Origin of the sequence: Paraburkholderia sp. BL18I3N2 (assembly GCF_003001875.1) — a bacterium.
GTDB lineage: Bacteria > Pseudomonadota > Gammaproteobacteria > Burkholderiales > Burkholderiaceae > Paraburkholderia > Paraburkholderia phytofirmans.
In genome coordinates, this window is sequence record NZ_PVNC01000001.1 from 240,338 (window position 1) to 256,520 (window position 16,183).

Sequence of the window (16,183 nt, forward strand, 5' to 3'; positions counted from 1 at the left end):
CACTGACTGTAACGCTATCCGCCGTTTCGTGCAGGACGTCTAGCGTGATCACATAGCGGTACTGGGCTTCGATCAAGCATGCCGCCTTGACCGAAGCCCGCTCACCGTTGAGCGCCTTAATTCACCACCAACACCGGCGCCACCGCCGCCGGATCGCTAATGCTCGGCCGCCCATTCTCGACGTGACCCGCAACACGGCGCGAGAAGCTTGCATCGTCATTACTCGTCACCGTCAAGTCGTACCAGTGATGGCTCGACGCCAACACCCACGCTTCTTCGATATGCGCGCCGGCCGGCACCAGCACCGGACGCGGGCGCGCACCGTACGCGTTGTCCGTCACCGTCAAGCGTGCAATGCCGCTGCCCTTGTTGCTGAACTTCAGGAACACGTTGCCGTTCGCGGCGTCGTATTGCACCTTCACTTCCGGCTCGGACGGTTTGTTCTTGCCGTGGCTCGCTGCGATCTGCGCGTTCTGCGCTGTCGCCTGCTGCGTGTTGCCGGCGAACTTGCGCACGAAACCGTTCGGCCCGAACACTTCGAAGCTGTACACGCCGTTGGTTACCGTGAGATCGAAAGTCTCGTTGATCGACTTGCCCGCTTCGACGGTGTAACGCCACGGGCCGTCCGTGCGATTCGTCGCGTACATGTAGAAATGTGCGCCTTGGTCGCCCGTGTTGCCGATCGCGATCTCGAACGTATTTTTCTTCTCGTTGGCCTGGCCGTTCACATGCAACTCATACGGCAGCGCACGCGCGAAACGAATGCCGCTTTCCTGCGGATCGATGGCGCCCGGCGTCGCGGGAACGGTCGGCTTCGGCTGCGTTGCGCACTGGTTGTCGGCGATGCTCTTGTAGTTGCTCGTGTCCGGCAGCGGTGGCACTTTCGAATCCGGCGTGCGGAAGTCGAAAGCCGTGGTCAGGTCGCCGCACACCGCGCGGCGCCATGCCGTGATGTTCGGCTCGTACACGCCAAAGCGGGCTTCGATGAAGCGAATCACCGACGTGTGATCGAACACCTGCGAGCAGACAAAGCCGCCCTTGCTCCACGGCGACACGATCGTCATCGGCACGCGCGGGCCGAGGCCGTACGGCAGGCCGTCGGCGGTGTAGCTGCCGCCGCGCGCCGGATTCACCACGTTGTGAATTTCGCCTTCGGTGCTGACCGTCGACTTGCCTTGTGCGCCGGTCGTCGCCGGTTGCGGCGGTACGAGGTGATCGAAGAAGCCGTCGTTCTCGTCGTACATGATGAACAGCACGGTCTTGCTCCACACTTCGGGATTCGACGTCAACGCATCCAGAATCTGCGAGGTGTACTCCGCGCCGTATGCGGGCGTATAGCTCGGGTGTTCCGAGTACGCGGCCGGCGGGCACAGCCACGACACTTGCGGCAGCTTGTTGGCCAGCACATCGGCCTTCAGGTCGTCGATGGTGCGCACGGTTTGCGCGCGCTCATACAGCGGCGAACCCGGCTGCGCGTTGATGAAGTTCGTGAAGTTCTGCAGGATGTTGGTGCCGTAGTTGCCGTTCAACGGATCGGCGCCGGTCAGGCCCTGCTGGTACACCTGCCACGAAATGCCCGCGGATTGCAGACGCTCCGGGTAGGTGGTCCACGAGAGCAACTGATAATTCGGCGGACCGTCGCCGTCGACGAAATCGTTGTTGTCGAGCAGCGGACCGCCCAGCGTGCCGCTCGGATCGACCATGCCGGTCATCAGATACGAGCGGTTCGGGTGCGTCGGTCCCGGCAGCGAGCAGAAGTACGCGTCGCAAATCGTGAACGCATCAGCCAGCGCGTAGTGGAACGGAATGTCGCTGCGCAGGTGATAGCCCATCGTCATGTCGGTCTTGTTGGCGGGCCACTGGTCGTAGCGGCCGCCGTCGATAGCGGCATGAGTCTTGTACCAGGAGTGATCCAGATCGCCGACGCATTGCGCACTGGTGGTCGCCGTATTCAGATGGAACGGCAGGACCGGCTGGGTCGGATCTTCCTTCGACGGTTGATACCACACCGGCTTGCCGTTCGGCAGCGGAATCGGAAAGCGGTCGTTGTAGCCACGCACGCCGCGCATGTGGCCGAAGTAGTGGTCGAACGAGCGGTTCTCCTGCATGAACACGACGATGTGCTCGACATCGCGGATCGTGCCGGTGCGCGAAAACGCGGGAACGGCGAGCGCATTGCGAATCGACTCGGGCAGCGCGGTCAGCGCGGCAGCAGCGCCGGCGGATGAAGCCACGGTCTGCAGGAAACGGCGACGGCTATTTGATGTCATCGAATATCACCTTCTGCGGGGAGGAAGAATAGCGCGCCACGCGCGCCGGTGGAGTCGGGTTAGTTGCTATTGGCGCTGTCGCCGGGCGCGTAATGCATGACAGGCGCCACTTGCTGGTTGTCCGCGGCGAGACTGGCTTGCATGTTCTGCGTGATCGGATCGGAGGCCGCTGTGGGGTCTGCTGCGAGCGGCGAAGATGCGTTGAGGATTGGCGTCGCGGGAGAGGTAGCCGCATTCGGCGCGGCGTCGTTGTTCGCAACGGCCGGGGTTGAAGAGGCTGCCGACGGCGCGGAATCATCCGCACCGCAACCGCTCAACGCTAAAGTTGCAAGTGCAACCAAAGCCGCACTCGCGAGGCGTTTGTTTCTACTCATGTCTGCATCCAGTTTCGTGAAAGCGGGTGCAGTCTCCAACCCTTTCAAGAAATAATTGTGAAACGTTTGCGAGTGGTAAAACTTGCGTCGACAAGTCGGTTTTTCGAAAGGAAGCGGAAAGTGATAAGTAGGAGAATGGTCACCGCAGCGCCCCATGCCTGACATTCAGGCGCACTGAAAGATGAATGGCTTTGCCTAACCGGTGAGTTCATGACACACATCGAACGACCTTTCGACATCACGCGTCTCGAAGACGAATGGCTGGAAGCGGACGGCTTTGGCGGATTCGCGTCAGCTACCGTGGGCACGCTGCGCACGCGCCGCTATCACGCGCTTCTGCTTACCGCGACGAGTGCGCCGGGCGGTCGCGTGGTGCTGGTGAACGGCGTGGAGGCGTGGCTCGAAGCGAACAACGGCGCGCGTTATCCGTTGAGCATGCAGCGATACGTGCCGGACGTCGTCTATCCGGACCTGACCACGAGTCTTGTCTCGTTCGATACGCAGCCGTGGCCAACATGGCGCGTTCAGATCGGTGCTGGTGCCGTGTTGACTGCTGACGTGTTCGTCAGCAAAGCGACTCGCGAAACGGTTTTGCGTTGGCGCCTGGGGAAGGGTGTGGGAGCCGGTTCGGAAACGAACGCGTTCACGTTGAAAGTCAGGCCACTGCTGTCGGGCCGCGACTACCACGCGCTGCACCATGAGAACGCCGCGTTCGACTTCAACGCGCAGACAAGCGACGACCAGGCCAGCGTAAATTGGCAGCCATACGGCGACCTGCCGGTGATCCACGCCGCGACCAACGGCGTCTACACGCACGCGCCCGACTGGTATCGCAACTTCTGCTACGTCCGCGAGCGGGAACGTGGCCTCGACTGCAGCGAGGATCTCGCGACGCCCGGCGTGTTCAGCTTCAATCTCGCCGATGGTGAAGCGGTGATGATTTTCAGCGCGTCAGGTGCTACCGGCGTGACGCAACCGGCAACAGCAAAAGCGGCGGCCATCCGCGCAACAGAACTCGCGCGCATCGAACAACAGCGCCGCGACGCGCTCGGCTCGCGGTTGCAGCGCTCCGCCGACGCGTACGTCGTGACGCGCAACGAAGGCCGCACGATCCTCGCGGGCTTTCCGTGGTTCACCGACTGGGGCCGCGACACCTTCATCGCGATGCGCGGCTTGCTGATCGCCTCGGGCCGCCTCGACGACGCCGAAGCGATCCTGCTCGAATGGTCGGGTGAGTTGTCGGAGGGCATGTTGCCGAATCGCTTTCCCGACTATGGCGATACACCGGAATACAACTCCGTCGACGCATCGTTGTGGTTCATCGTCGCCGTGCACGATTATCTGGTCACGCGTCACGCGAGCGCTGCAACGCAGCAGCGCCTGCAACAAACATGCGAAGCCATCCTCGCGGGTTATACGAAAGGCACGCGTTTCAACATCCAGGCGTCGGCCGACGATGGCCTGCTGAGCGCCGGCATGCCTGGCGTGCAGCTCACGTGGATGGACGCGAAGGTTGGCGACTGGGTGGTCACGCCGCGCATCGGCAAGCCGGTCGAGGTGCAAGCACTCTGGATCAACGCATTGCGCATTGCAGCAACCTGGAATCCGCAATGGCAGCCCGTCGCGGAGCGGGCCCTGCAAGCGTTTCATGAACGCTTTGTCGATCCGTCCACACAAGCGCTGTTCGACAACGTGGACGTCGACCACGTTAAAGGCGCGATAGATCGGGCGATCCGGCCCAATCAGATTTTTGCGCTCGGCGGCCTGCCGTTTCCATTGCTCGGCGGCGCGGCGGCGCGCGCGGTGCTCGATCAGGTCGAAGCGCAATTGCTCACGCCGCTGGGACTGAGGACGCTCGCGCCGTCCGATCCTGCCTATCGCGGACATTACGGCGCATCTCTACTCGAGCGCGATGGCGCCTATCATCAAGGAACCGTGTGGCCGTGGCTGCTCGGTCCGTTCGTCGAAGCGTGGCTGCGAGTCAACGGCGGCGCGGCGGATGCCCGCATGCAGGCGAAAACGCGTTTTCTCGACCCGCTTTACGCGCATCTCGACCACGCCGGTCTCGACCATCTCTCCGAAATCGCCGACGGCGATGCGCCGCACGCGCCCGCCGGCACCCCGTTTCAGGCGTGGTCGCTCGGAGAGTTGCTGCGCATTGAACACCTGCTTGCCCGGTTGCCGACCGCCGGCGCCTAAACCGCGCTACGATGTGTGTCCCACCGCCAAGCCCGATGTAAGGATGTAGTCATGCCACCGCTGCGCGCTGCCAATCTGCTCGCCACCATTGAAGGTTCACGGCTGCATTCGGCCGACTGCGCGCATTGGCAGCGCTGGGGACCATATCTCAGCGAGCGGCAATGGGGCACGGTGCGCGAGGATTACAGTCCGGACGGCACCGCCTGGGACTATTTTCCGCACGACCATGCGCGCAGCCGTGCGTATCGCTGGGGCGAGGACGGCATTGCCGGTTTCGGCGACGACAAGCTCAGCTGGTGCGTCTCACTGGCGCTATGGAATCGCAAAGACGCAATCCTGAAGGAGCGCCTGTTCGGCGTTACGAATGCTCAGGGCAATCATGGCGAGGACGTGAAGGAACTGTACTTCTACGTCGACGGCACGCCGACGCATTCGTACATGCGCATGCTCTACAAGTATCCGCACGCCGCCTATCCGTACGACGACCTCGTTCAGGAAAACGCGCGCCGTGGCGGCGACATGCCGGAGTACGAAATTCTCGACACGGGCGTGTTCGACGACTTGCGCTACTTCGACGTGCAGGTGGAATACGCCAAACACGCGCCCGACGACATCCTCATGCGCGTGACCATCGAGAATCGCGCGGATCAGGCGGCCTCGCTCGATGTACTGCCGCAAATCTGGGCGCGCAATTCGTGGTCGTGGAAGGAGGACAAGGACAAACCCTCGCTCGTCGCCGGCATGGATCATAACGGCGCGGCGCAGGTTGTCGGGCATCAGCATGGGCATGAGCCGATTGTCGTGACGGCCTGGTCGAAAGACGCGCCGCAGGTGACGTGGCTCTTCTGCGAGAACGACACCAACGTCAAGCGCCTCTTCAACATGGACGGCGCGGGTCCGTTCAAAGACGGCTTCAACGACTACCTCGTGCATGGCGATGAACAGGCGATCCGCCGCGACACCGGCACCAAGGCCGGCGCGCACGCCGCGATCGCGCTCGAACCGTATGGACGCGCCGTGGTGTACATGCGCTGGCGTCCGCAGTCGAGTCCCGACGACGTGCAACTCGATGCCGATGCGATCTTTGCGCGCCGCATCGCCGAGGCCGACGAATTTTATGGCGCGCTGCAACACGAAATCACCGACCCCGACGCGCGGCTCGTGCAGCGTCAGGCGCTCGCCGGCATGCTGTGGTCGAAGCAGTACTACCAGTACGACGTGCAGCGCTGGCTCGAAGGCGATCCGCTTCAGCCGACGCCGCCCGCCAGCCGCAAACAAGGTCGCAATCGGGACTGGCGGCATCTGTGCAACGCGGACATCGTGTCGATGCCCGACAAGTGGGAATACCCGTGGTACGCGTCGTGGGATCTGGCGTTTCACGCGGCGGCATTCGCGCTGATCGACCCGGCTTTCGCGAAACGGCAACTGCTGTTGCTGGTGAAAGACCGTTATCAGCATCCGAACGGTCAGATTCCCGCCTATGAATGGGCGCTCGGCGACGCCAACCCGCCCGTGCATGCGTGGGCCGCGTGGCGCGTGTATGAAATCGACCGCGCGCTCACCGGCAAGGCGGATCGCGATTTTCTGGAACTTGTCTTCCATAAGCTACTGCTGAATTTCTCGTGGTGGGTGAACCGCAAGGACGCCGACGGCCACAATATTTTTCAGGGCGGCTTTCTTGGGCTGGATAACGTCGGGATCTTCGACCGCTCATCGCCGTTGCCTACTGGCGGGCACATCGATCAGTCCGACGGTACGGCGTGGATGGCCGCATATGCGCTCGACCTGATGCGTATCGCGCTGGAACTCGCGTACGCCAATCATGTGTTCGTCGACATCGGCGTGAAGTTCTTCGAGCACTTCCTGTATATCGCCGAGGCCGTGAGTTGCGACGACGGCTGCGAAACGGGCCTCTGGGACAGTGAGGACGAGTTCTTCTACGACAAACTGCACCTGCCGGACGGCAGCAGCATTCCCATGCGGCTGCGCTCGATCGTGGGTCTGATTCCGCTATTCGCGGTGCACGTGCTCGAAGAGCGTCTGCACGGCGGCTTGCCGGGCTTGCGCGAACGGCTGGTCTGGTTCCTCGAACATCGCCCCGATCTGGCGAAGCTGGTCTCGCGCTGGAACGAGCCGGGCAAGGGCAATGCGCTACTGCTCTCGCTATTGCGCGGGCATCGCATGAAAGCGTTGTTGCGCCGCGCGCTCGACGAAAGCGAATTCCTGTCCGATCATGGCGTGCGGGCGCTGTCGCAATACCATCGCGATCATCCGTTCGTGTTCAACCACAACGGCGACAGTTTCAGCGTCAAGTACTTGCCGGCCGAATCCGATACCCGTGTGTTCGGCGGCAATTCGAACTGGCGCGGTCCGGTATGGATGCCGGTGAACTATCTGCTGATCGAATCGCTATACGAATTTCACCGTTATTACGGCGACGATTTCAAAGTCGAGTATCCGACCGGTTCGGGCGAGAAGTTCTCGCTAAGCCAGATTGCGGACGAATTGGCGCGCCGCTGCACCACGCTGTTTCTCAAGAACAGGGACGGCGAGCGTCCGGTAATGGGCGCTTATCCGCAATTGCAGGCCGATCCGCGTTCACGCGACCTGATCCTGTTCCATGAGTATTTCCATGGCGACAACGGGCGCGGCGTGGGCGCCTCGCATCAGACCGGCTGGACCGGGTTGGTTGCATTGCTGTTGCAGCCGCGCGCGATGAGCGCGTCGGGCAACGTGCCGCTGGCGGGCGAAACGGATCGGGCGCCGATTCCGACGTCACCTCCGGCGCAAGCCACGGCGCCGGCATGCCCCGCCGAGGCGGCGCCGGCTGCCGAACCGGCGCATGCGTCGGCGAAGTAGTGCGTAGCGGCGGCGCGAACGAGTGAGATGAGGTTACACAAGCCATACAACGTCGCAGGCTGACCAGGTTGCGTGGCCGATTTTGAACTGTGTGGGTTCTAGCGTGGTCTTTCATGAACCACCACGTCCGTTCTATTGGTTTCCAAAAGTGAATCCCATGTCGACTACACCGAATACCCCAGCAGCCGATCGTCCCGCCGCCAGTCAACCACCGAGCTGCAAAGTCAGCGCGAGTCCGCAGGAAGCGCCGGCCTCGCCGCCCGGCAAGCGGCCCGCGCCACCGTGCACGCTGGTGATCTTCGGCGCCGGCGGCGACCTGACCAAGCGGCTGCTGATGCCGGCGCTGTACAACCTCGCGGTGGATGGCCTGCTCGATGATGGAATGAAAATCATCGGCGTGAATCACGGCGAGCGCGAGACGAACGCGTGGCGTGAAGATCTGCACAAGTCGCTCGAACAGTTCGCTGCCGACAAGGCCAGCACCTTCCACGCCGGCAAGCTCGACGACAAGGCGTGGGACTGGGTCGCGCAACGCCTCGAATACATGTCCGGCGAATTCGAAACCGACGATACTTTCACGAAGCTCAAGCAAAAGCTTGAACAGACGCCGGGCGGCAACGTGATCTTCTATCTCGCGGTCAGCTCGCGCTTCTTCAAACCGATCGTCGAGCATCTCGGCAAAGCGGGTCTGCTGAAAGAGGGCGACGGCGGCGGCTTCCGCCGGATCGTGATCGAGAAACCGTTTGGCACCGATCTCGCTTCCGCGAAAGATCTGAACGCGCACATCCTGTCGTATGCAAAAGAAGAGCAGGTGTATCGCATCGATCACTTTCTCGGCAAAGACACCGTGCAGAGCATTCTCGCGGTGCGCTTCGCCAACGCGCTGTTCGAACCGATGTGGCGGCGCGAATATATCGACAGTGTGCAGATCACGGCGGCGGAAACCATCGGTGTGGAAGGGCGCGGCAAGTTCTACGAACAGACCGGCGCGTTCCGCGACATGCTCCCTAACCACCTGTTCCAGTTGCTCGGCATGGTCGCCATGGAACCACCCAATTCGTTCGACGCCGAAGCCGTGCGCGACAAGAAGGCCGAAATCTTCGACGCGATCAAGCCGTTGACGCCGGACGACGTCGTGTTCGGTCAATACGAAAAGGGCCCGGCCGGCATCGGCTACCTCGAAGAGCCGGACGTCGCACCGAACAGCACGACGGAAACCTATGCCGCGGCGCGCGTGTTCGTCGAGAACTGGCGCTGGGCCGGCGTGCCGTTTTATTTGCGCACTGGCAAACGATTGGCCGCGCGTCGCACGGAAATCTCGGTGCAACTGAAGCCGGTGCCGTTTCGCTTATTCCGCGACACACCCGTCGACGCGCTCACGCCGAACGTGCTGACCTTGCGCATCGATCCGGCGCATGGCACGAGCTTCGACTTCAACGTGAAAACACCGGGGCCGGTCATGCAGATCGGTGCGGTGCAGTCGTCGTTCGACTATGGCGACTTCTTCGCGGAACGCGCCAACGTCGGTTATGAAACCTTGCTCTACGATTGCATGCTCGGCGACGAGACGCTGTTTCAGCGCGCCGACAGCATCGAAACGAGCTGGTGCGCGGTGGACGACGTGCTGCATCCGAAAACCGGTGGCGCTGTACCGGTGCATGGCTATGCGGCCGGCAGCGAAGGCCCCGCGGAAGCAGACGCGCTATTGGCGCGCGACGGTCACGCGTGGCGGCCGTTGAAGCGGGAGGCTTTGCAGAAGAAGTAATTCAACGACGAGTCGCACCAACACAATCGGGGGACACCGTGGTGACACGCAAGACGACACGTAAGACGGCGACGAAGACGCCGGGCAAGACGGCAAGCAAAGCGCCAGCGAAGGCGGCGCTTAAACGGTCAAGTAAGCCGTCAACTAAGCCGTCAACTAAGCCGAAGGTGACAAGCAGCACTGAGCGGATTCTGGCGATCGACGTCGGCGGCACGGGTTTGAAAGCCGCGATCATCGACGCGGACGGCAACATGAAAACCGAGCGCCTGCGGGTAGCGACGCCGCATCCGTGCACGCCGGATCAACTCGTGGACGCGCTGGCAAAGCTGGTTGCACCGCTCGTCGAACAGGAGCCGCCTACGCTGATGTCGATCGGCTTTCCGGGCGTGGTGCGCAACAACCGCATTCTGACCGCGCCGCACTTCGGCGTGGAAGGCTGGCATGACATTCCGCTCGCCGATTCGCTGGCGCAGCGCCTGGGCGGCCTGCCGGTGCGCATGATCAACGACGCCGAGATGCAGGGCTTCGCCGCGATCGAAGGCCAGGGCCTCGAATTCGTGCTGACGCTCGGCACGGGCGCGGGCACGGCGATGTTCCGCGACGGCGAGTTGATGCCTCATCTGGAGCTGGCGCATCACCCCGTCAGCAAGAAGGGCGTGGCGTACGACGAATACATCGGCGACGCGGCGCGTCAAAAAGCCGGGAATAAACGGTGGAACCGGCGCGTTGAGAAGGTGATCGGGATTCTGAGTACGCTCGTGAACTACGACAAGCTGTGGATCGGCGGCGGCAACGCGGCACGCCTCGCGTTCGATCTGCCGGCGAACGTCGCCACCGTTTCGAACGATGCAGGTATCGAAGGCGGCGCGCGTCTATGGCATCCGAGTTCCGTGCGCGAGACGCGGCAACTGCCGGAAGCGAATGAGCGGACGGGCCGCTTCAAGTAATGTCGAACCACCGCTAAACCTTGGCCGGAGTCAGAAACGATGATTGGCAGCAATCGCTTCGGCGTCGCACGACGCCTGTTACCGGTCGGCGTGTCCGCCGCGCTGGCGCTTGCCGCGGTGCATGTCGTGGCGGCAGAAGTTTTCGTGGTGTCGTCGCCGGGACTGGCCGACGGCGGCACGCTGGATTCGAGCCACGCGGCGAGCGCGAACAATTGCGGCGGCGGCAATGTATCGCCGGCCCTGCAATGGCGCAACGCGCCCGCCGGCACGAAGAGTTATGCGGTGACCCTTTTCGATCCCGACGGCGCGAAGGGTCTGGGAATCGTGCACTGGGTGCTATATGGCGTCGCGCCCTCGACGACGTCGCTCGACGCCGGCGCCAGCCAGCCGCCCGGCAGCGTCGCCGGAACGAATCAGACGGGCGCCACCGGCTATCGGGGACCCTGCCCGCCTGTGGGCGACAATCCGCATCACTACGTCGCGCAAGTCTATGCGCTCGATCTGCCGCCGGATGCACTGCCGCCCGGTTTGACGCGGGACGCGTTGTTCGCCGCAATCAAGGATCACGTGATTGCGGCGACGAGCACGGTGCTGCGTTACGGGCGATGAACGCCGCGGCCTTCGCCGCCCGTTTGAACAAGCTCATCGCGCCGCGTCGCCCCAGCGATATTCCACACTCGCTTCGTCGAGCTGCGTCTTGATCTGCTCGTCGAGCACGAGTTCGGACGCCGCGAGCGTGTCGCTCAATTGCTCGACGCGGCTCGCGCCGATAATCGCCGACGTGACGAGCGGATTGGCCAGCACCCAGGCGAGCGAAACCCGCGTCAACGATTCGCCGGTCGGCGCAACGATCGCCTTCAATTGCTCGATCGTCTCGAACTCGCGTTTGTGCCAGTACCGTTGCTGATACATCGCGCCGGCCTTACCGACGGTTTCGGTGAATCGGCCGGACGTGGGCGCGGCATCCAGTTGATGCTTGCCCGTGAGCAGGCCGCCCGCGAGCGGGTTGTACGGCATCACGGCTAATTGCTCTTCGGCGGCGAGCGGCAACAATTCACGCTCGATCTGACGGAACAGCAAGTTATAGCGAGGCTGCACGGAGACGAAGCGCGCCACGCGCAGCACATCGGCGCGACCCAACGCGCGCGCCAGCCGATACGCGAGAAAGTTCGACACGCCGATATAGCGCGCCTTGCCTGAGCGAACGACCACGTCGAGCGCCTCGAGCGTTTCGTCGAGCGGTGTATTCGTGTCGTCGGAGTGGAGCTGGTAGAGGTCCACGTAATCCGTGCCGAGGCGTTGCAGCGAGGCGTCGATCGCATCCAGCAGATGTTTGCGCGACGCGCCTTGATCCCACGCCGACGGCCCCATCTTGCCCACCGCTTTGGTCGCCAGAATGAAGCGCTCGCGTTTGCCCTTCAGCCAACGCCCGACGATCTCTTCCGTGCGGCCGGCAAGGTTTTCCGTGCCGCCGAGCGGATACACGTTGGCCGTGTCGATGAAGTTCACGCCGGCATCCGCCGCCGTGTCGAGAATGCGATGCGAGACATCTTCTTCAGTCTGCAGGCCGAAAGTCATCGTGCCGAGACATAGGCGCGACACGGTCAGGCCGGTACGGCCGAATTTGCGGTATTGCATGGTCAACTCCGGGATGAACGGAACAGTTCGATAAGCAGTGTTGCAAAAAGGATAAACCGAGTCGGGATCGAGTGTGGGCTGCAGGCGCGACCGATTGTTACTTAGTTGAAAGCCTGTCGGCGGCGTCGTTTTTACTTTCGACGGTGAAAGTCTTTCCTTTCAATGCTCTTAATATTACAAACACGTAAGGATCGAGCGAGGCGATGCGCATATAAATTACAAAAAGCCTACATCCGTAAAAAACAGAAACAATTCTGTTACTAGGGGTAAGCGATGTCGCGATTGATGCACCTTTATGCGTATGGAATGATATCGATTCTCATTTAACCAGTAGCCAGCCATCCCGTCGTCGGTGCCGTGCGCACGAGACCGGCAGCCAGCCAATTGCGACTTTGCCGTCGATTCCGTCTCAGACATGCGAATCCGGCAAACGCATCTCCGACGGGAATTCCCATGTTCAACCACACGCCGCTTGCGACTGCGTTAGCGTTAGCTTTTGCCGTTCCTTTTGCGACTCCGGCGGTCGCGCAGACTGCTCCGCAAACCACTTCGCAGCAGCCGGCCGCGAATGCAAACGCGACGATAACCACCGCAGCCGACACCGGCAGCTTGCCCACCATCGGCGTGGCGGCGCAAGCAGAACAACAGGACTTCCAGGCGGAGCGTGCGACGGTGGGTGCAAAGACGCCCACGGCGCTGCGCGACATTCCGCAGACCGTCACCGTCATCAATAAGGCCGTGCTGCAGTCGCAAGGCGCCACTTCGTTCCAGGACGCGTTGCGCAATGCACCGGGCGTGACGATCGGCGCGGCCGAGGGCGGCCAGATCGGCAACAACATCAACCTGCGTGGTTTCACCGCACAGAACGACATCTACCTGGACGGCTTCCGCGATCGCAACCAGTACTATCGCGATACCTTCGACCTCGAAGAACTCGAAGTGCTGTACGGCCCGTCGTCGATGCTGTTCGGCCGCGGCTCGACGGGCGGCGTGATCAACCAGGTCAGCAAGAAAGCGAACCTGCACGACTCGGCGGAAGTCACGGGCATGATCGGCACGGACGCCAAATATCGCAGCACCGTCGACGTGAACCACAAGCTGACGGATACCTCGGCGATTCGCCTGAACGCATTCGGCCAAAGTCTCGGTTCGACGCGCGACGAGATGAAGAACAAGGACTACGGTATCGCGCCGGAAGTGCGCTTCGGCATCGGCACGCCTACCGAAGTGACGATCTCCGCGCTGATCCAGCACAACTACGACATGCCGGACTACGGCGTGCAGGCGTTGAACGGCCGCCCGTCGCCGGTGCCGAAGAACACCTTCTACGGCTTGACCACCGACCGCACGATCCAGGACATCCAGACCGTCACGGCCGGGATCAAGCACAAGTTCTCGGACAACCTGATCCTGACGAACCAGACGCAGTTCTCGCACTCGATGACCGACGCGCGCGAAACCGCGCCGCAAGCTGTGTTGACGGGGCCGCGCGCCACCAGCCCCGCGTTGAGCAACGGCAATTTCACGACGCTGTCGCCGTCGCAGCTGTTCATCAAGTTGCAAAGCCACGACCGTGTGATCGAGAACCACTCGCTGTACAACGACACGATGCTGCAATACAAGTTCGTCACCGGCCCGATCAAGCACGACCTGATTGCCGGCGTCGACCTCGGTCACGACAGCTATTCGAACCAGGCGCAAACCCGCAACAACTTGCCGGTCGTGTCGATGGTGAACCCGGCGTATCTTTCTAACCCTGCCGGTGTGACCACCACGGTCGGCAACTACGCCGATTCCGGCTCGAACGAAATCGGCGCGTACGTGAACGATACCGTGTCGATCGGCCAGCAGTGGAAGGTGATCGGCGGATTGCGTTGGGATCGCTTCCAGGCGCAGATCCACAACACGATCAGCCAGCCGGGCTATGCGACGCAAACCAACTTCTTCACCAGCGTGCGCGCTGGCGTGATCTATCAGCCGACCGACTGGCAGTCGTACTACGTGTCGTATGGCACGTCGTTCAACCCGTCGCTCGAAGCGCTGACGGTCACCAACCTCACGCAGAACCTCGCGCCCGAGTCGACCAAGTCGTACGAAGTCGGCGGCAAATGGGATCTGCTCGGCGGCAATCTCTCGGTGACGTCGTCGTTCTTCCGCGAAGAAAAGACCAACGCGCGCACGCAAGTCTCGCCGACCGAATACGAGCTCGACGGCGACGTTCGCGTCGACGGATTCCAGGCCGGCGTGACGGGCCACATTACCGACAAGTGGCAAGTATTCGGCGGCTACACCTACATGGACGCCATCATCCTGAAGGCGCGCGACGGTACGCAAGGGCATGTGCCGGCCAACACGCCGCGCAACACGCTGACGTTCTGGACCACCTACGCGATCACGCCTCACTGGGAAATCGGCGGCGGTCCGACGTATATGTCGCCGCGCTATGCATCGAATACGAACTACGTGCAAGTGCCGGGCTACACGCGCTGGGATGCGACCGCTGCGTATCACGCGAAGAAATACGACGTGCGCCTGAACCTGTTGAACATGACCAACAAGTACTACTACGACGCGCTGATCCCGTCCGACGGCGGCCGTTCCGTGCCGGGTATCGGCCGCACTTTGCTGGCGACGTTCGACTACCGCTTTTGATACGCGTTGAACGGATGCGTTAGGCTTGCCGTTTTCCAAGACGGCAAGCCGACGCAAAGAGGAAACACCATGTTGCTGCACATACCGAACGTACTGAACGCCGAGCAGTTGCGGCTCGTGCGCGAGCGGCTCGACCAGGCCGGCGACGCCTGGGTCGACGGCCGCGCGACCGCCGGTTATCAGGGTGCGCCCGTCAAACGCAATCAGCAGATCGCCGAGCACACGCCGGTTGCGCGTGAACTCGGCGACGTGATTCTCGCCTCGATCGAACGCAACCCGCTGTTCATCAGCGCGGTGTTGCCGAACCAGGTGTATCCGCCGCTGTTCAACCGGTACGAAGGCGGCATGCAGTTCGGCAGTCACGTCGACGGAGCCGTGCGCGTGCTGCCCAATGGCGTGAAGCTGCGCACCGACGTCTCGGTGACGCTGTTCATTTCCGATCCCGCCGACTACGACGGTGGCGAACTCGTGATCGAAGACACGTACGGCGTGCAGCAGGTCAAACTGCCGGCCGGCGACATGATCGTCTATCCGGCAACGAGTTTGCATCAGGTCACGCCGGTCACGCGCGGCGCGCGGATCGCAAGTTTCTTCTGGGTGCAAAGCCTCGTGCGCAGCGATACACAGCGCGCGATGCTGTTCGACATGGACACCGCGATTCAACGGCTGAACGCCAGTAACGCCGACGATACCGCGCGCCGCAGCCTTGTCGGCATCTATCACAATCTGTTGCGAACCTGGAGTGATACGTGAGCGTACCCGAGGCAATCGATATTCAAGCGCCCGCGGGCATCGACCGAACGACGCGCGAGCCGCAGCGGCTCGACAACGACGAATTGAAAGCGCGGCAGCAGCGTTCGCGCCGCGCCACCTTCGTCAAATGGCTGCGCAAGGTGCATGGCTGGGTCGGCTTGTGGGGCGCGGCGTTGGGTTTGTTGTTCGGCACCACGGGGTTCCTGCTGAACCATCGCGGCGGACCGCTCAAAGTGTCGACCGGCGAGCCGCAAGTGGCAATGCTGCAGGTGCCGTTGCCGCAACCCGCGCCGGAAACGCCGCGTGAGTTGGGCATGTGGCTCAAGCACGAACTGAAACTGGCGGGCATGCCCGGGCGCGTGCAGAAAGAGCCGGCTCACCCGGTGGCGTGGGGCGAGCGTAGTGTCGTCCAGCCGGAGCACTGGCAGCTCAATTTCGCGTCACCGCATGAGAACACGTCCGCCGAGTACTGGGTGGGCAACGGCTATGTGACGGTCAAGCGCAGCGAGAACACGTTTCTCGCCATGCTGACGAACCTGCACAAGGGCGTGGGCCTGAGCGTCGGCTGGGTGCTGCTGATCGATACGCTCGCAGGCAGCATCATCTTGCTGTCGCTCACCGGCGTTCTGCTCTGGACCGAGTTGAACAAACGCAAAACCATCGGCGCGGTGTTGGTGCTGGGCTCGATCGTCGCCGCGGTCTGCGTGGGTCTGCTGTAATACATTG

11 protein-coding genes are annotated in these 16,183 nt (G+C 62.3%); 8 read left to right on the forward strand and 3 right to left on the reverse strand.

Features of this window, described 5'->3' with window-relative positions; all coding sequences use genetic code 11:
* Positions 1-116: 116 nt before the first annotated feature.
* Both B0G75_RS01100 and B0G75_RS01105 read right to left on the reverse strand, forming a co-directional pair.
* Positions 117-2,270 carry a phosphocholine-specific phospholipase C gene (locus tag B0G75_RS01100; protein WP_106299829.1) on the reverse strand — a complete coding sequence of 718 codons (2,154 nt, stop codon included), beginning with the start codon at positions 2,268-2,270 and terminating at the stop codon, positions 117-119.
* A gap of 59 nt (positions 2,271-2,329) precedes the next feature.
* Positions 2,330-2,809 carry a hypothetical protein gene (locus B0G75_RS01105; protein WP_258194199.1) on the reverse strand — a complete coding sequence of 160 codons (480 nt, stop codon included), beginning with the start codon at positions 2,807-2,809 and terminating at the stop codon, positions 2,330-2,332.
* A gap of 45 nt (positions 2,810-2,854) precedes the next feature.
* Between B0G75_RS01105 and B0G75_RS01110 the strand changes: the two genes are divergently transcribed.
* From B0G75_RS01110 to B0G75_RS01130, 5 genes are all read left to right on the forward strand, one after another.
* Complete coding sequence (locus tag B0G75_RS01110; RefSeq protein ID WP_106299833.1) at positions 2,855-4,843, forward strand: amylo-alpha-1,6-glucosidase; 1,989 nt, start codon at positions 2,855-2,857, stop codon at positions 4,841-4,843.
* 51 nt (positions 4,844-4,894) lie between these two features.
* On the forward strand, positions 4,895-7,702 hold the full coding sequence (locus B0G75_RS01115; protein WP_106299835.1) for a glucosidase: 2,808 nt from the start codon (positions 4,895-4,897) through the stop codon (positions 7,700-7,702).
* A gap of 157 nt (positions 7,703-7,859) precedes the next feature.
* The gene (zwf, locus tag B0G75_RS01120; RefSeq protein ID WP_106299837.1) at positions 7,860-9,467 is read left to right on the forward strand and encodes a glucose-6-phosphate dehydrogenase; all 1,608 of its coding nucleotides are present in this window, start codon (positions 7,860-7,862) and stop codon (positions 9,465-9,467) included.
* Positions 9,468-9,634: 167 nt separating this feature from the next.
* On the forward strand, positions 9,635-10,414 hold the full coding sequence (locus tag B0G75_RS01125; RefSeq protein WP_106299840.1) for an ROK family protein: 780 nt from the start codon (positions 9,635-9,637) through the stop codon (positions 10,412-10,414).
* Positions 10,415-10,453: 39 nt separating this feature from the next.
* Entirely contained in the window at positions 10,454-11,023 is a 570-nt protein-coding gene (locus B0G75_RS01130) for a YbhB/YbcL family Raf kinase inhibitor-like protein (RefSeq protein ID WP_106299842.1), read from the forward strand.
* Positions 11,024-11,056: 33 nt separating this feature from the next.
* Here the strand turns inward: B0G75_RS01130 and B0G75_RS01135 are convergent, their stop codons facing one another.
* Positions 11,057-12,052 (reverse strand): aldo/keto reductase, encoded by a 996-nt coding sequence (locus tag B0G75_RS01135; protein ID WP_106299844.1) that lies wholly within the window; start codon positions 12,050-12,052, stop codon positions 11,057-11,059.
* Positions 12,053-12,505: 453 nt separating this feature from the next.
* On the opposite strand from B0G75_RS01135, the gene B0G75_RS01140 reads away from it, so the two are divergent.
* The 3 genes from B0G75_RS01140 (at position 12,506) to B0G75_RS01150 (ending at position 16,176) form a co-directional block, all read left to right on the forward strand.
* On the forward strand, positions 12,506-14,704 hold the full coding sequence (locus B0G75_RS01140; protein ID WP_106299846.1) for a TonB-dependent siderophore receptor: 2,199 nt from the start codon (positions 12,506-12,508) through the stop codon (positions 14,702-14,704).
* 69 nt (positions 14,705-14,773) lie between these two features.
* Positions 14,774-15,457, forward strand: a complete 684-nt coding sequence (locus B0G75_RS01145; protein WP_106299848.1) for a Fe2+-dependent dioxygenase — start codon at positions 14,774-14,776, stop codon at positions 15,455-15,457.
* Positions 15,454-16,176, forward strand: a complete 723-nt coding sequence (locus B0G75_RS01150) for a PepSY-associated TM helix domain-containing protein (protein WP_106299850.1) — start codon at positions 15,454-15,456, stop codon at positions 16,174-16,176. The genes B0G75_RS01145 and B0G75_RS01150 overlap by 4 nt, the downstream gene beginning before the upstream one ends.
* The last annotated feature ends 7 nt before the right edge of the window (positions 16,177-16,183 follow it).